This window comes from Streptomyces sp. (assembly GCF_019510245.1).
Classification (GTDB): domain Bacteria; phylum Actinomycetota; class Actinomycetes; order Streptomycetales; family Streptomycetaceae; genus Streptomyces.
The window spans coordinates 38,486-53,468 of the sequence record NZ_JAEKKT010000115.1; the positions used below are offsets into that span (position 1 = coordinate 38,486).

Annotated in this window: 14 protein-coding genes and 1 pseudogene; 4 read left to right on the forward strand and 11 right to left on the reverse strand. The window is 70.7% G+C overall.

What is annotated here, in order from left to right; translation table 11 throughout:
* Positions 1-204: 204 nt before the first annotated feature.
* Positions 205-1,539 carry an NAD-dependent succinate-semialdehyde dehydrogenase gene (locus JF597_RS07395; protein ID WP_293990824.1) on the reverse strand — a complete coding sequence of 445 codons (1,335 nt, stop codon included), beginning with the start codon at positions 1,537-1,539 and terminating at the stop codon, positions 205-207.
* A gap of 437 nt (positions 1,540-1,976) precedes the next feature.
* Between JF597_RS07395 and JF597_RS07400 the strand changes: the two genes are divergently transcribed.
* Positions 1,977-2,597 (forward strand): TetR family transcriptional regulator C-terminal domain-containing protein, encoded by a 621-nt coding sequence (locus tag JF597_RS07400; RefSeq protein WP_293990826.1) that lies wholly within the window; start codon positions 1,977-1,979, stop codon positions 2,595-2,597.
* Positions 2,598-2,708: 111 nt separating this feature from the next.
* Here JF597_RS07400 and JF597_RS07405 read toward each other — a convergent pair whose 3' ends face one another.
* From JF597_RS07405 to JF597_RS07440, 8 genes are all read right to left on the reverse strand, one after another.
* Positions 2,709-4,265: an MFS transporter gene (locus JF597_RS07405; protein WP_293990828.1), complete on the reverse strand. Its 1,557-nt coding sequence runs from the start codon at positions 4,263-4,265 to the stop codon at positions 2,709-2,711.
* A 373-nt stretch (positions 4,266-4,638) separates the two neighbouring features.
* On the reverse strand, positions 4,639-5,049 hold the full coding sequence (locus tag JF597_RS07410; RefSeq protein ID WP_293990830.1) for a nuclear transport factor 2 family protein: 411 nt from the start codon (positions 5,047-5,049) through the stop codon (positions 4,639-4,641).
* A 2-nt stretch (positions 5,050-5,051) separates the two neighbouring features.
* Positions 5,052-5,858 (reverse strand): MBL fold metallo-hydrolase, encoded by an 807-nt coding sequence (locus JF597_RS07415; RefSeq protein ID WP_293990832.1) that lies wholly within the window; start codon positions 5,856-5,858, stop codon positions 5,052-5,054.
* 45 nt (positions 5,859-5,903) lie between these two features.
* Positions 5,904-6,521, reverse strand: a complete 618-nt coding sequence (locus JF597_RS07420) for a DsbA family protein (RefSeq protein ID WP_293990834.1) — start codon at positions 6,519-6,521, stop codon at positions 5,904-5,906.
* Between the two features lie 119 nt (positions 6,522-6,640).
* Positions 6,641-7,135, reverse strand: coding sequence for a MarR family transcriptional regulator (locus JF597_RS07425; protein ID WP_293991011.1), 495 nt, complete (start codon positions 7,133-7,135; stop codon positions 6,641-6,643).
* A gap of 241 nt (positions 7,136-7,376) precedes the next feature.
* Positions 7,377-8,408 (reverse strand): serine hydrolase domain-containing protein, encoded by a 1,032-nt coding sequence (locus JF597_RS07430; protein ID WP_293990836.1) that lies wholly within the window; start codon positions 8,406-8,408, stop codon positions 7,377-7,379.
* 835 nt (positions 8,409-9,243) lie between these two features.
* Positions 9,244-9,726, reverse strand: coding sequence for an MSMEG_6728 family protein (locus tag JF597_RS07435; protein WP_293991013.1), 483 nt, complete (start codon positions 9,724-9,726; stop codon positions 9,244-9,246).
* A gap of 355 nt (positions 9,727-10,081) precedes the next feature.
* Complete coding sequence (locus JF597_RS07440) at positions 10,082-10,744, reverse strand: Tat pathway signal sequence domain protein (RefSeq protein WP_293990838.1); 663 nt, start codon at positions 10,742-10,744, stop codon at positions 10,082-10,084.
* Between the two features lie 308 nt (positions 10,745-11,052).
* Here JF597_RS07440 and JF597_RS07445 point away from each other — a divergent pair, with 308 nt between their 5' ends.
* Both JF597_RS07445 and JF597_RS07450 read left to right on the forward strand, forming a co-directional pair.
* Complete coding sequence (locus tag JF597_RS07445) at positions 11,053-11,796, forward strand: helix-turn-helix domain-containing protein (RefSeq protein WP_293990840.1); 744 nt, start codon at positions 11,053-11,055, stop codon at positions 11,794-11,796.
* A gap of 53 nt (positions 11,797-11,849) precedes the next feature.
* Positions 11,850-12,045: pseudogene (locus JF597_RS07450) on the forward strand (hypothetical protein); the annotation flags it as partial.
* Between the two features lie 94 nt (positions 12,046-12,139).
* Here the strand turns inward: JF597_RS07450 and JF597_RS07455 are convergent.
* Together JF597_RS07455 and JF597_RS07460 are read right to left on the reverse strand one after the other, a co-directional pair.
* Positions 12,140-12,865, reverse strand: coding sequence for a class I SAM-dependent methyltransferase (locus JF597_RS07455; protein WP_293990842.1), 726 nt, complete (start codon positions 12,863-12,865; stop codon positions 12,140-12,142).
* 139 nt (positions 12,866-13,004) lie between these two features.
* Positions 13,005-14,141, reverse strand: coding sequence for an acyl-CoA dehydrogenase family protein (locus JF597_RS07460; protein ID WP_293990844.1), 1,137 nt, complete (start codon positions 14,139-14,141; stop codon positions 13,005-13,007).
* A gap of 288 nt (positions 14,142-14,429) precedes the next feature.
* On the opposite strand from JF597_RS07460, the gene JF597_RS07465 reads away from it, so the two are divergent.
* Positions 14,430-14,882 carry an excalibur calcium-binding domain-containing protein gene (locus JF597_RS07465; protein ID WP_293990846.1) on the forward strand — a complete coding sequence of 151 codons (453 nt, stop codon included), beginning with the start codon at positions 14,430-14,432 and terminating at the stop codon, positions 14,880-14,882.
* Positions 14,883-14,983 lie beyond the last annotated feature (101 nt).

Consider the following 14,983-nt stretch of genomic DNA (forward strand, 5'->3'; position numbering starts at 1 on the left):
GTCGCTGGCGGCGACCCGGACGGCGGCGTGAGCTCTTCGGCGCACGGCGGCCGCGCGCCCGCTGTCGCCTGTGAGCCCCTCGGCCCGGCATGCGCGGAGCCGGACGTGTGTCTGCACCCCTGGCATCGAGGGGGGACGGCGCGGGCCCCGGGCGGTGTGCCGTTCGGCACTGCCCGGGGCCCGGCCGCGGATCCGTGGTGCCGGTCAGGCCACCGTGCGGATCAGCTTCTTGTTGGTGAACTCCTCGATGCCGAGCCGGCCGAGTTCCCGGCCGAAGCCGGAGCGCTTGACGCCGCCGAAGGGCAGTTCGGCGCCCTCCGCGCCGACGCCGTTGACGAAGACCATGCCGGCCTCGATGCGGTCGGCGACCCGGGCGGCCTGTTCGGGGTCGGTGGTGAAAACGTAGGAGCCGAGGCCGTACGGGGTGTCGTTGGCGATCCGTACGGCGTCGTCCTCGTCGGCGGCCGGGAAGACCATCGCGACCGGTCCGAAGAGCTCCTGGCGGGCTGCCGTGTGCTCGGTGGTCAGCCCGGTGAGGACGCCCGCCGGGAAGAACGCGCCCTGCCGCTCGCCGGTGCCGTGCAGGGTGGCGCCCTCGGCCACGGCCTCGCCGACCTGCCGCGCCAGGGTCTCGGCGGCGGCCGCCGAGGAGAGCGGCGCCCCGGTGGCGGAGTCGAGCAGACGGGCCGTGAACTTCTCGACGAACGCGTCGTACAGGTCCGCGACGACCACGAACCGCTTCGCGGCGTTGCAGGCCTGGCCGGTGTTGTCCAGGCGGGCGGCGACCGCGGCCTCGACGACGGCGTCCAGGTCGTCGGTGGACAGCACCAGGAACGGGTCCGAGCCGCCGAGTTCCAGGACGACCTTCTTCAGGTGCCGTCCGGCGATCTCGGCGACGGCCGCGCCAGCCCGCTCGGAGCCGGTGAGGGAGACGCCGTGCACCCGGGGGTCGGCGATCACGTCGGCGATCTGCTCGTTGGTGGCGTACACGTTGACGTAGGCGCCCGCGGGGAAGCCCGCCTCGGCGAACAGCCGCTCCAGGAGCGCGGCGGTACCGGGACACTGCGGCGCGTGCTTGAGGACGATGGTGTTGCCGACGGCCAGGTTGGGGGCGGCGAACCGGGCGACCTGGTAGGCCGGGAAGTTCCACGGCATGATGCCGAGCAGGACGCCCACCGGACCACGCCGTACGACCGCGGTGCCGGGGCCGGAGGTGACGTCGAGGGGCTCGTCCGCGAGGAACTCCTCGGCGTGGTCGGCGTAGTAGTGGTAGATGTCGACGCAGAAGCCGATCTCGCCCTCCGCCTCGGCGAGCGGCTTGCCCATCTCCCGCACGATGCTCGCCGCGAGTTCGGCGCCGCGCTCGGCGTGCAGGTCGCCCAGGCGGCGCAGCAGCGCGGCGCGTTCGGCCACGGTGGTGGAACGGCCCCAGCCGGCGGCGGCGTGTGCGGCGTCGACGGCCGCGGCGACCTCGGCGTCGGTGGCGGTCGGGTAGGTCTCGACGACCTCGCCGGTGGTCGGGTCGGTGACGGCGTACATGGTTCCTCCAAGCGGCAGGGCACAGGGGGTAAGGGGACAGGGGGTGGCGGGAAGATCGGGGTCAGGGTTCGGGGGAGCCGGCCGGAGCGTTGCGGCGGCCGCAGGAGGCCTTCACTCTTCAGCGCGGGGGAGAGCCGGGGCCGTGGCCAGGCGATGCCGATCGCCTCGGAATGGCAGCCGCACCCCCTGCCGCCGTGGTGACGACGTGACCGGTACGGCTCCGTCGCACCTGGCCGTCGGCCCGGCTCCGCCGGCCGCTCGGCGGGGCGGCCGGTGCCGTCACCGCGACGGCAGCTGCCCAGGGGAGGCGACGGCCGACGCTCAGAACCACGCCCTGCCCTCCCTGCGCCGCTCTGAGCCCCGGCTTCCTGCCGGTCCCTGTTATTGGGCGCATAACCAATTGCTTTATTGGTTGCCCACTCAATAGCATTCGGCGTATGACGTCAAGAGCGGGCAAGCGGGTGCGCAAGGCGCCCGCCGAGCGCCGCGGCGAGATCGTCGCCACGGCGGCGCGGATCGGCCTCACCGAGGGCCTGGAGTGCGTCACCCTGCGTCGGATCGCCGACGAGCTGGGTGTCCAGCCGGGGCTCGTGGGCCACTACTTCCCCGCCGCGGACGAACTGGTCGCCGAGGCGTTCACCCATGCCACGATGAGGGAGCTCGACGGCCTGCTGCCGCCGGAGCCGGACGACCCCCTGCGCACCTTCCGGAGGTTCTTCGGCCTCACGACGAGCGCCGAGTTCGACGACGTCAGCAAGCTCTGGCTGAACGCGCGGCACCTGTCGCGCTACCGCCCGGTGCTGCGCGAGCACGTCATGAAGCAGGAGCTGCTGTGGTGCCGGCGCCTGGAGGAGCTCATCGCCGCCGGGACGGCGGCCGGGCCCTTCGCGTGCGCGGATCCCTGGGGCGCCGCCACCCGCGTCCTGGTCGCGATCGACGGCGCCAGTGCCTACGTCAACACCACCGTCGAGCACCGCAGGACGCCCACGGCGGACATGCCGCGCACCGTGGCCGAGTCCGAACTGGGCCTGGAGCGCGGCATGTTGCTCGCCGACTGAGCTTCCCCGTGCCGTCCGCCGGGCGGTGCGTGTCCGGGCGGGAACCGGACGCCCCGGCCCGCACCCGGCCGCCCGCTCCACGGGCGGCCGGCTCCGCGTCCGATCGTCCGATCACTCCTCGGCGGCGAGAGCGGCCAGCTCACGGCTGACCGCGACCTGGTGCGCCTCGGCGTCCATCCGTGCCTTCTTCGGGCTCCAGCGTCCCGCCATCAGGAAGACGAAGGGCACGAAGAGCACCTGGCCGCCGACACAGATCCACCACCACGTCCGCCACTCGCCCGGTCCGTCCTTCGACGCCTTCTGGATCCTGGCGCCGTACTCCTGCAACACCTTCAGCTGCGGCCCCGCCTTCTGGACCACGGCGAGGTCCGCCACGCCGACCTCCCGGACGGCGCGGGCGTTCAGCGCGGGCGGCACCGTGGCCGGGGTGTACTTGTTCAGCTCGGCGAAGAGCTGCGGGTGCGCGTCGACGACGGCCAGCGCGGGCGCCGCCTGAGCAGAGGCGGCCTTGACCTCGGCGCCGTGCTCGACGAGCGGGGTCGCGGAGGTGACCAGGACCGGGATGAAGGCCGCGGAGACGGCGACCACGATGCGCACCGTCCAGCCCCACACGGCCAGGCCCGCCGCGGTCGCCGCCGGGTTGTGCTTCTCCACCGTCTCGGTGAAACCCGCCATCCAGGGCGCGTAGGCGATGCCGCTGAAGACGCCGATCCCCACGAACAGCCAGGCGAAGGTGTAGTAGTCGGTCGCCGGGTGGGTGGCGCGGGTGGCGAAGACCGCGGTCATCACGACGGAACCGACCGCTCCGACGATCATGAAGGGCTTGCGTACTTTCAGCCGGTCCGAGAGCAGGCCGACCAGTACCAGGGCGATGGCGTTCGCCCCCCAGTACCAGTTGGCCAGCGCGTTGGTGCGCTGCTCGCTGTAGCCGAAGACGGTCGAGAAGTAGACGACGAAGTTGCCGACCGCCGCGTAGTACAGCAGCAGGAACACGGCGATGGCGAAGGCCGAGCCCAGCACGTCCAGGCGCATCATCTGCCGCCACTCGCCGCGGCGCAGTGCCTCGGTGTCCAGCCCCTTGGCGCGCGCCTCGACCAGCGCCCGGTCGCGCAGCGTCACCATGATCTGGTCGCGCAGCGCCGGGGACAGCTCGCGCAGCGCGAAGACCGCGACGACGAAGACGACGAACCCGGCGACCGCCGAATAGCGCAGTTCGTCCTGCCAGGTGGCGCTGTCGAGGGTGTTGCTGGTGACGGTGGTGACCACCAGGGAGCCGATGACCGGGCCCATCGTCCAGTACCCCATGGCGGTGGCCCGGCCCAGCTGTGGGGAGAAGTCCCTGATCAGCGCCGGGGTGGCGACCAGCACGATGCCCTCGATGAAGCTGACGAGCGCGAAGAGCACCAGGTAGGCGGTCTTGTCCGCCGCGTTCGGCAACCCGAAGAAGACCAGCAGGGCGGCGACCAGCAGGCCGAAGACCACCAGATTCGCCCGGCCCCAACGGTCCGCCAGACCCGCCACGAGCGAGGCGAAGGCCCCGATCGCGTTGCCTGTCACCGAGACCCAGATGAAGTAGCGGTACGTCATGCCGAAGTGCGTGATGATCGACGTCGCTACGGCGTACTGGATGTACAGCATGTAGTACAGGACGACGGTGGTGACCACCACGATCGCGAGATACGCGATGCGGCGACCCGTGGGCGGATACTCCGCCAGTTCGCGGCGGTACAGCCGGGCCAGCGGCGGGCGGTGTCCGTGGCGGGCGCGTCGGGTGCGGGTCTGTCGGCGTCGAACGGCGTCGTACTGGCGGACATACGGCTCCTCCCAGGGATACCCGGAACCAGGATGCCCGCGCCGGTGTGACGAGGACGGTGCGCGGAGACCCGGCTCCGAGAGCGTGGCCAGAGGCTAGTACCGACTAGTCGGTACGCCTAGGGGTCTGCGCAAGGTCGTCCTCCTGTACGCCGACCGGCCGGGGGCGGTGGCCGGAAGGGGCCACCGCCCCCGGCCGGGGGCGGTCACGGCTGTCGCGGTGCCGGCTTCAGCCGGTCATCGCCTCGCGGACGAGCGCGGTGTCGACGAACTGCTCGAAGCGGACGATCAGTCCGCCCCGCACCACGAAGTGGTGGGCGACGCGGACGTCGATCGCCTTGCCGGTGGCCTTGTTGGTCGCGGTGTAGCGGGCGAGGACGACGACGTTCTCGCCGTCGACGACGTAGGCGTCGTCGTGGGCGGTCCAGTCGTCCCAGTCCTTGCCCAGCCGCTCCATCACGTTGGACGTGACGCCCTCCGGGGTGCGGTAGGTGCCGGCCAGCGGGAAGCCGGCCATCTCGGTCCACTCCACGTCCGGGGCGAGAGTGGCCCGCAGCGCCGCCAGGTCACCGGCCGCGGAGGCCAGGTACTGCCGGCGCACGACATCGGCGGGTGCAGTCGATGTGGCGAAGTCGGTCATGGTCAGCCCCACTTCATCTCGCCCTTGGCGACCTTGGAGCCGATCTGGGCGGCGATCTGCATCCCGTTGGCCGGGTAGCGCTTGAGCAGGGCGTCGTTGAGCGCGGCGCCGTCGGTGGCGTGGGCGAGCTCCTCCTCGAAGGCGAGGAGATAGTCGCGGGTGGCGGCGATCGCGGAGGCGTCGGCGGGCGCGGCGGGCAGGCGGTGGCCGGGGACCACCAACTCCGGGTCGAGGGCCGCCATTTCGTCCAGGAGGCCGATCCAGGCGGCGCGGTCGCCGGGGGTGGGGGTGTCGGCGACCCAGACGTGCTCCTGCTGGAAGAGCAGGACGCCGCCCAGGAGGGCGCGGTGTTCGGCCTGCCACAGGTAGTGGCGGTCGGGCAGCGCAGCCGGGCCGCCCTTGAGCTCGAAGCGGTGGCCCTCCAGGCTGAGGTCGCCGGTGAGAGGCTCGATGTCGACCAGCCGGGTGGGCAGGTTGGCGCCGAGGGCGGCCCAGGCCTTGAGCTTGCCCTCGTAGGAGTGCTTGATGTGCTCGATGACGAGGGGCGTGGCGACGAACCTGGCGTCGGGGAAGGCGTCGGCGACCACTTCGGCGCCGAAGTAGAAGTCGGGGTCGCCGTGGCTGATGAAGACGGTGGTGAGGGTCTTGCCGGAGTCGAGGATCTCGGCGGCGAGGCGGTGGCCGTCGGCGCGGGTGAAGGCGGCGTCGACGAGGAGGGCCTCGTTCTCGCCGGTGACGAGGGTGGCCGTCTTGTTCTTGCTGCCGGCGGGGAAGTCGAGGTCGAGGACCTTGAAGGACAGGGTGCTCATCGATGGCTCCTAGGCGGGAGTCGGGGGCGGGGACGGGTGTGACCGTCAGGGCCTGTGCAGGGCGGCGAGCTGCCGGTCGACCTCGTCGGCGGTCGCCCGGCCGTGCGCGAGGGGGCTCACCCGGTCACCGTCCACGGCGAGCAGGGTGGGGAAGCCCCTGACACCGAGTGCGGCGGCCCGGTGGAAGTCGGCCTCGGCCGCCTCCTGCGCGGCGGGGGAGTCGAGGACGGCGACCACGGCGTCGGCGTCGAGCCCGGCCGCCTCGGCGACCTTCCGGTAGGTCGCGGGGGCGGAGAGGCTGAGTCCGTCGACGTAGAAGGCGTCCTGCAGAGCGGTGGCCAGCTCCGCCGCGCGGTCGGGGGCGACCTGGCGCAGGGCCGCCATGCCACGGGCCGCGGCCTCGGAGTCCATGACGAACGAACCGTCCGCGATCAGCCGGTCGTACGCCTCGCCGAACACGGCACCGGTCAGCCCGGCGATGTCGGCGTTCGCGCCCTGGACGTAGCCGAACTCCCGGATCGGGACCCGGCGCGAGCCGGTGAACAGGCCCCCGGAGACCACCTCGACCGGAAGGCCGGGGTGGCGGGAGACGACCTCGCGCAGGGTCGGGGAGAACCCGTGCGACCAGCCGCAGTAGGCGTCGAAGACATAGACGAGCTTCATCGAGGACCTCGGCAGATTGTGCTGCGCTCGCCGGTTGCGAGCGACTCGCCTGAGGAAACAGTAACTGACTCGTCAGATATTTCGCCGTATGTGTGATGCCGGTCACATGGGAGGGGTTTTCAGGGCAAGCGGGGCAGCACGTCCCGGGCCGAGTGGCTGAGGGTGCGCAGGTTGTCGGCGAACCGTTCGCGGTCCTCCGCGGGCAGCGGGGCGAGGAAGTAGCGGCGGATGTTCTCCACGTGCAGCCGGGCGGCGCGCACGCTGGTCTCCTCGCCGAGCGCGGTGAGGCGCACCAGCTTCCCGCGCCGGTCGTCAGGGTCCTCGACCCGCTCCACCAGGCCGGCCGCCTCCATCCGGTCCACCAGGCGCGTCGCACCGCCCGTGGTCAGGACCTGCTCCTGGGCGATGGCCCGCATGGACAGCCCGGCCCCTTTCGACCGGCCGAGAATGAGCAGCACCTCGAACATGAGGTGAGTGATGCCGCACTCCTGCTCGAGCGCCCGTCCCAGGATGTATCCGAGCCGGTTCGCGGCCCCCTGCAACCTCCCGAACGCCAGCACCAGCGGGTCGTTCGCGGCCTCCGCCGCCGAGGAGATCTCACTCTGCTCATCCACGTCGCCACCGCCTGTCCGGTCCTGCAAGCTCTTCATCCACTGATCATGCCGTGCCGGGGGCCCGGACGAGGAGACAGCCCGAGCGGCGCCGACGGACTGGGCCTGGCGCGACGGCACACATCTCGGACCGCACCTGGTCCCGGCGCGGCCGACCCGGGCCCGGGTCGCGCCGTCGCGCACCCAGCGGGGCTTGAGACGGCAGGTGAGCACTCCGGAGGCGGCTCTCGCGGAAACGTGCAGGTCAGTCGAGTACGGCGCAGTTGATCGCGTCCATCAGGGCAGCGCCGGTCTGGTGTGCCTGCCTGGTGAGTGTGGACGTGGCGAAGAAGAAGGCGGCCGTGCGACGGCCGGTGGAGTCGGTGACGTTGTAGGTCGCATAGCCCGGGACGATGCCGACGTGGTCCCAGACCGTGCCACAGTCGGTCTTCGCCGTCTCGATGCCCAACCCGTAGCCGAGCCCGTCCGGATCCCCCGGCCCGTCCTCCGGCACGGTGGTGCGCATCTCGGCCAGTTGGGCGGCGGGCAGCAGGCGGCCCGACATCAGCGCGCCGTAGAAACGGGACCAGTCACCGGCGGTGGACACGATCGCGGCGTCCGCTCCGTCGGCCGTGACGTAGTCGCCGGTGACGTCCACGTGGTCGTCGTGCTGCGGTCCGGCGTAGTTCCTGAAGTCGTCGGGGACGTCCGGTGGCATGTGGGCGGCGTCGGGTTCGTAGCCGTGCGCGTGCCGGCCGTGCCAGGCGGAGCCGGTGGCGTAGAAGGTGTGCCGGAGCCCCAGAGGTCCGGCGATCCGGTCCCGCACCAGCGCCGCAAGGCTGTTGCCGGTGGCCTTCTCCAGGACGGCGCCGATCGCGATGTAGTTGGTGTTGCTGTACGACCACTCGGTCCCGGGCTCGAACAGTGCCGGGTGTCTGTTCACCAGGCTCAGGATCTCCGCCGACGTCCATACGTGGGAGTCCCGGCCAGTCAGGGCCGGTGCGAGGGCGGGGTCATCGGTGTAGTCGAACAACCCACTCGTGTGGTTGAGCAGCATGCGCAGGGTGATCGCTCTGCCGTTGCGCACCTGGCCGGGCAGCCACTTGTCGACCGGGTCGGTGAGGGCGAGTCTGTGCTCAGCGACCAGTTGCAGGACGAGGGTGGCCATCACCGTCTTGGTGTTGGACGCCTCTCGCACCTCGTCGTCCGCCCTGAGCCGATGGTCCTTCTTCGTCCAGGCCGCCTGCTCGGAGATCTCGATGGGCCTGCCGTGACCGTCGTCCACCCGCACGATCACCCCAGGCACTCCTTCTTCCACCAACTTCCGCGCCAGCTCCCGCAGATGAACGCGTGTCTCCACAGTGCCGTCCTGTCGGACCGACGCACTCCCGTGGATCGTGTTCGCACTCGACGGGGCCGCAGCGAGGGGCACGACGAGGGCCGCGGACAGCGCAACTGCTGCTACGGCGCGACCCGTCAGTTGCGGGCGCCGTCCAACACGCACATTCACGCGCACTTCATGCTCCTTCGAGAATCCGGGAAGGCCGTCGGGCACGATCGGGGCACGGGGAGGAGGACACGGGACTCTGCCGGCGAGTTGTCGCCCGGCCCAGGGACGAAGCCTGCTCCGCCGGGCCCGCGCAGCCCTGGGGAATCCTTCGGAGAATAGCCGAAGGAGGGGGTGAAAAAGATGAGTACCGGCTACTCAACCGTGTTCCCGGGGTGAGGTCACGCGAGGCGCGCGGGCGGCCCTGCTGCGATCTTCTCAGGTCTGTGGCATCGCTTGTGAGAGACAGTGAGCGAGATGAGTTGTCGACCAAGATCGACCCGTCCGCGTGGACCTTCGAGGGTCCGGACGGCGCTGCGCCCCAGCCCTCAACACCCCACCCCTACCACGGAGATGTCGCAGAGCCTTGTCAACACCCTTCGGGGCGACGCGCGCGCCGACGGTCATGGGATGGCCGCACGACCCACTGACTCCGTCCCGCGCATCGCGTCACCTCATGCGACGCATTCCGTCGGCGGCCCCGACTGCTCCGGTGTGACGGGGTGGGCTCGTCGGACCTGATGACGGACGCGTTCGGCAGCGGGCCGATGCTCTGCACGCCCCGGCCGCAGCGGCGGCACGCGGTTCACCGGCCGGTGGGGCTGTCCGTGCGATCCGACGACGGCCACACGTACGGCAGGTCGTCGCGCACCCCGGAAAACAGGCCGGCGTACACGTCGTGGTCCTTGCGGACGAGTGCCGAACGGTGGCTCTCGTGGAACGCCTCGTCGCCGAGCCAGGGCGGGAGCTCCCCGGCGGCCGCCAGCTCCGCCTGGTCACGGACCCGGGCGCCCGGACGGTACGCGGCGAAGTCGGCGACCAGGGAGGCGGCGCAGCTGTCCTGTTGTCCCTGCTCCCGCCAGACCCGGCAGATCTCCAGGCCGTAGCGCACGAGCGCCTCCTCGTATCCGGTCCACATCCGTACGGCCGGATGGCGGCGCCATCCGTAGCCGGGGACCGTCAGGCCGCGGAGGACCTGCAGCGCCTCGACGCGCTGCTTGCCCAGTCGGCGCCGGTCCAGCAGGAGCGCCGTCTGCCGGAAGTCGGGGTCGGGCAGGAACGTCTGCATCACTCACCGGTCCGTCTCCCGCGCGGCACGGACGGCTCGTGGACGTCCGCCCGCTGCCGGTCCCGGCGCCGCGCACCTGGTGCGGCGGGTCCTCAGGAGGACCGTCGACGGTACGGCCCGCGGCCGCGGGTGATCATGGAAGGCGGTGACCCGACAGGGCCGCTGCCCGCCTCGACCGCCCTCCTTGCGTTCTTCGCATTCTCCGCGCGCCTCGTGTTCTTCGCCATCGCGGTTCCCCCGGCTCGCGCACTCGAACGGGTGAGTGAGGTCCGCACGACAGAGGTCCGGCCGGCTGTCATGGGGGCGGCCGGCCGGACCTCTGGGCAGGGCGTCAGTCCTTTCTGCCGGCCGGCGGTCAGTTGGTGTACACGGCCGGGGAGCCGCTGACGCTGCTGTCGACGACCGGCGCGTAGGCGGCCGTGAAGTATCCGCTTGCCGCGCACAGGGACGAACCGGACGCCTTGGTGAAGGCCTGGTTGGTGAAGGTGAGGCTGTTGGCGGTGTTGGAGCTCACCGCGGAGAGACTGGACGCCCGGTAGACGCAGTTGACGGTGCCCAGCAGGGTGGAGAGGACCACCGTGGTCTGGATGGTGCTGCCCGAGGCCGGGGTCACGGTCACGGCGCCGCCCGAGGCGGCGGACGTGGTGTAGGGCAGGTTGTTGACGGTGACGCTCTGCACGCCGGTGACGCCGAGGACGTTGCTGGAGCAGCCGCTGAAGGTCTGGGAGGTCGCGGACTCGGTCGCGGTGCCCGGGGCGGCGGGGTTCGACGTCACCTTGGCGGACAGCGACGAGCCGGTGCAGGTGATGCCGGTGGAGCCGCCGCTGGCCGTGGCGAGGGTGGCCTTGGTACCGCTCGCCAGTGACGCGGTGAGTACGTCGCCCACGGAGACCGCGTTGCCGCCGGCGCTGCCGTAGGTGAGCACGGAGCCGGCCGCCGACACCGAGGCGGCCGGAAGGAGGGTCAGGGCGGACAGAGCGGCGGTGACGGCTAAGGCGGAGACACCGATTCTGCGCATGCGGGAGTCCTCTTTCGGGCGTGCGGGTGCTATCAGGAAGGGCGCCCGTACCGGACACGGAGAAGGACGGGCGGCCCGGGCAGGGCGGTCCCGGGTGGGGGACCGCCGGACCGGTGCGTGTTGCTGATGGCTGACTGGGCGTCAGGGACGCCGGTGCACTTGTTGCCGCCTTGCGGGTGCGTGACACTGACGGCTCCAGCAGGTCGTCCACCGCAGGTCCGCGTGAGAAGAAAACCTGTGAAGGTTGTAAACCTGACGAGTATTCAACGTCAAGGCATGACACGTGACGTCGTGAGAAGGGGCCTGGAATGGCAGCAGGTTCGCCGGTGCCGCCTCCGCTGGTGCTGCCCGGTACCCGCAGGGGGCGCGACCCGGAGCGCTCGCTGCGGCGGGGGCCGCGCCGTACCTCGCCGGAGGCCGTCGCCGCCAACCAGCGGGACCGGCTCCTGGACGGGTTCGTCCGCACCGTCGCCCAGGTCGGCTACGCCGGTACCCGGGTCAGTGACATCTGCCAGGCCGCCGGCGTGACCAGGCCGGTCTTCTACGAGCTCTTCAGGGGGAAGGAGGACGCCTTCCTCGCCGCCCACCACCACGGCACCTCCCTGGTCTTCGCCGCGATGGAGGACGCCCGGGCCCAGGCCCGCGACTGGCCGGGGCAGGTGCGCGCCGGCCTGGGCGCACTGCTCGTGATCCTCGCCGAGGCACCCGCGTTCGCGGCGATGGCGATCGTCGAGATCGACGCGGTGGGCCCCGCCGGACGAGAGGCCCGCGAACACCTGCTGACCCGCTTCCGGAACTATTTCACCGACCTTCCCGACCTGGAACTGCCCGTTCCCGAGGAGGAGTTGGTCGACACGGTGGTCGGCGGTGTGTACTCGGCGATCTACCGCCGCATAGCCACCGGACGGACCGCCGACCTGCCCGCACTGCTGCCAGGCCTGACCTTCTCCGTACTGGCCCCGTTCCTCGGCCCGGAACGCGCCGCCGCCTGCCTGGCCGCCCCGCCCCCTGCCACGGGCCCCCTGCCGTCCTGCCTGAACCCGGAGGCCTGAGCCGAACACGCTCACGGCGGCCGAGCCGCCGCCGAAAAGGTGCTTCGGTCAACATGGCGAGAAGGCACGATGGCATGAGGTCTGACCTGTTGTGGGATGACGTCAAGAACTTCTTCGACCCCGATGTGATGGGGCCCGCTGCCGGACGTGACTGTCGCCGGTACCTCGATCGACGACTGGCAGGCGGTGCTGGTCCTCGTGCGCTCACGGGGATGGACTTGTGAGTACTCCGAGAACGGTGCCGTGCTCCGGCCGCCACCAGCAGGGCACATCGGAACGCACCGCTGTCCCCTGAAGGACACCCCGCCTGTGCCTGCGCATCGACGCCGAACCGGACTCCGTGTCACGGACGTCGCGCCAGAAAGACGAACTCCCTTCCTGGGCGGTCGGGCGCATTGCGGACGCCATCCACCACGTAACCATGCGCGCCCAAGTCCCTCTCCACTTCGTCCCGCCCGCGAAAGCGCAGGGTCGAATCCGACGTCAGCACCTGCCCGTCCGCCGCGAACCTGTAGGTCCAGCGGAACGTCACCAGAGGCCCGCTCACCGCCAACAGCTGCACCCAGCTCTCGACGGAGCCGACGCCTGGAATCGTGGTCACGCGGTAGGACTTCTCGCGGGTCCACTCCTCCCAGGCGCGTCTGGACGGATCGCGCGTCTCGAAGATCAGACGCCCGCCAGGCCGCAGTGCTTCATGGGCTCCTCGCAGGGTCTTCTGCCACGTCTGCGGGTCAGCGATGGCCTGGGCGACGTTCGCGGTCATCGTCGCGAGGTCCACCCGCAGCGGTGGAAGGTCTGTCGCATCGCCGCAGATCCAGCGCACCCGCCCGCTGCCCGGTTTGCTCCGGGCGACGTCGACGGACGCCTGCGCGGGATCCACACCCGTGACCTCGATCCCGCGGTCGGCCAGGAGAAGCGCGAACACTCCAGTGCCGCAACCGATGTCCAGTACGCGTCGAGCCTCGAACTCCTCTGCCATCCGCAGGTACGCGTCGAGGTCGCTGCGATCGGGGTCGAGCGGATCGTAGATCGCGGCGAGTCGTGGATGCGCGAAGCAGTCGTCAACCATGCGGTCGAAAGTATGCAGAGCCGGCGCCGAACAGCCATCCGGTTTCGCGACGGGCCCGGGACGCCAGTCCGATGTCCCTCGGCCAGACGGAACAGCTACTCCTTCGCTGGGATTCGCTGGGAATGGGAAGAACCCAGCACTAGAGGAACGGCGTCCCGGCGTCGAGCCCTGACAGCACTCTTCCGTACAACTCCAGATTGGCGGCGGGATTCACGAACGAGTGCAGGTTCAGGGCGTTGAGGTCCCGCACGATCCGCTGGATCGGCACCTCCCGGTGCAGGGACGAGGCACCCGAAGCGGACCCGACGAGGTCCGCGGCCTCCTTGCACAACCGCGCGAGATACCCGCACTGCGCCCTGATCCGGGACCGCTCCTGGACCGTGTAGGGCTCTCCGTCGGCCGCCCGGGACTCGATGAGCCCCACGAAGTCGGCGGCGAGGAGTTCCGCGGAGGAGACCTTCATCGCCGCCTCGGCGAACTGCAGATGCGTGACCGGGGCTTCGTGCTGGCGCTCGTAGAGGGTGTACGTGATCCCGCGCTGATGGATGCGCTCGTTGAACTCCGTCAGAGCCGCCCGTGCCAGACCGAGGGCGTTCGCGGCCGTCCAGGCGCAGAACAGCAGCAGCACCGGCATGTGGTAGAAGGGATCGGCGCCGGCCCGCTGCGACGGAAACACGCCCGCCAGCAACGGCCCGACCGGCAGTACGCGATGGGCGGGTACGTGCACATCCTGCGCGACGACGGTGTTGCTGCCGCTCCCGGCCAGGCCGGAGACGTTCCAGTCGTCCAGCACCTTGAGATCGGTCATGGGGATCGCCAGCCACAGCATCTCCGGCGGCCCCTGTCCGGTGTCGGCCGACGCGGTCAGCAGGTGCCAGTCGGCGTCCTGACAGCCGGTCGCGAAGGGAGAGTTCCCTCTCACCACATAACCCCCGTCCACCGCAACGGCCTTCGAGCCGGGGACGAGCGTGCCCCCCACCCTGACATCGGGACGGGTGAAAATCTCATCCTGTGCCTGGTCGGGGAACAGGGCCGCGATGAACGCGCACCCGGCCTGGATCAACGCCATGAACCCGGCCGACCCGCACGCGGCGGAGACCTCGCTCAGCACGTCGACCTGCGTCCGCAGCGAGCTCTGGTAACCCCCGTGGCGGCGGGGGACGTTCATACGGTGGATCCCGGCGTCCGAGAGAGCCTCGACGACCTCCCCGGCCACCCTCCCCTGCTGCTCCGCACGCAAGGCGTGCGAGCGGATGAGGGGTTGCAGCGCACGCACACGGTCGACGAGATCGGTATTCGAACGAGATACTGACGAACCGGCCAAGGGACGACCTCCGCTCTCGGGGCCCAGCAGCAACCCTCACCGTCGCGCCGATCCCGTCCAGTGTCAACGCGCGTTCGTGGCACGGAAGTTGCTGCGCCCTGCAGTACGGAGAGATCGTGAGCTGTCGCCGACCGCTAGGTGGCAGGAGCCCGTCACGAACAGATGACACCTGCCCCAAAGCCACTCCATCACCTCATCAGGCGACTACCGTCATCGTTCCCGCAGCAACCAGGGGGGACGATGACCAATCCGTACAATGCGCCACAACCCGGCAGACGCATACCCAAGTGGGCGCGCAAACGGGTCGTACTGCCCGCTCTCGCCGTGGCCTTCGTCGTCGGCATCGCAGCCGGCGGCAGTGGCAACGACGACAAGAAGAACGCCGCCGACGACAAGCCCCGGTCAACCGCGGCCGCCACGGTCACGGCTACGGCGACCGTCACGGAAACCGCCGCCCCCGAGCCGGCGCCCACCGTCACGAAGACGAAGACGGTCAAGGTCAGGGTGACCGTCACCGCGGACTCGGCTGGCGGAGGTTCTGTGGGCTCCGGCGACGACACCAGCGGCGACGGCGGTACCTACTACGCCAACTGCAGCGCGGCCCGGGCCGCCGGGGTCACCCCTCTCTACCGTGGCGACCCCGGATACGACTCGCATCTCGACCGGGACGGTGACGGCGTCGCCTGCGAATGACAGCAAGCGGGCCCGCCTCGACCGGCATGCGAGACGGGCCTTTGCTGATTCGCGCCGCCCGTTCGGGCGGCGGCTCGCCGCCCCGTTCACCTTCTGCCCCG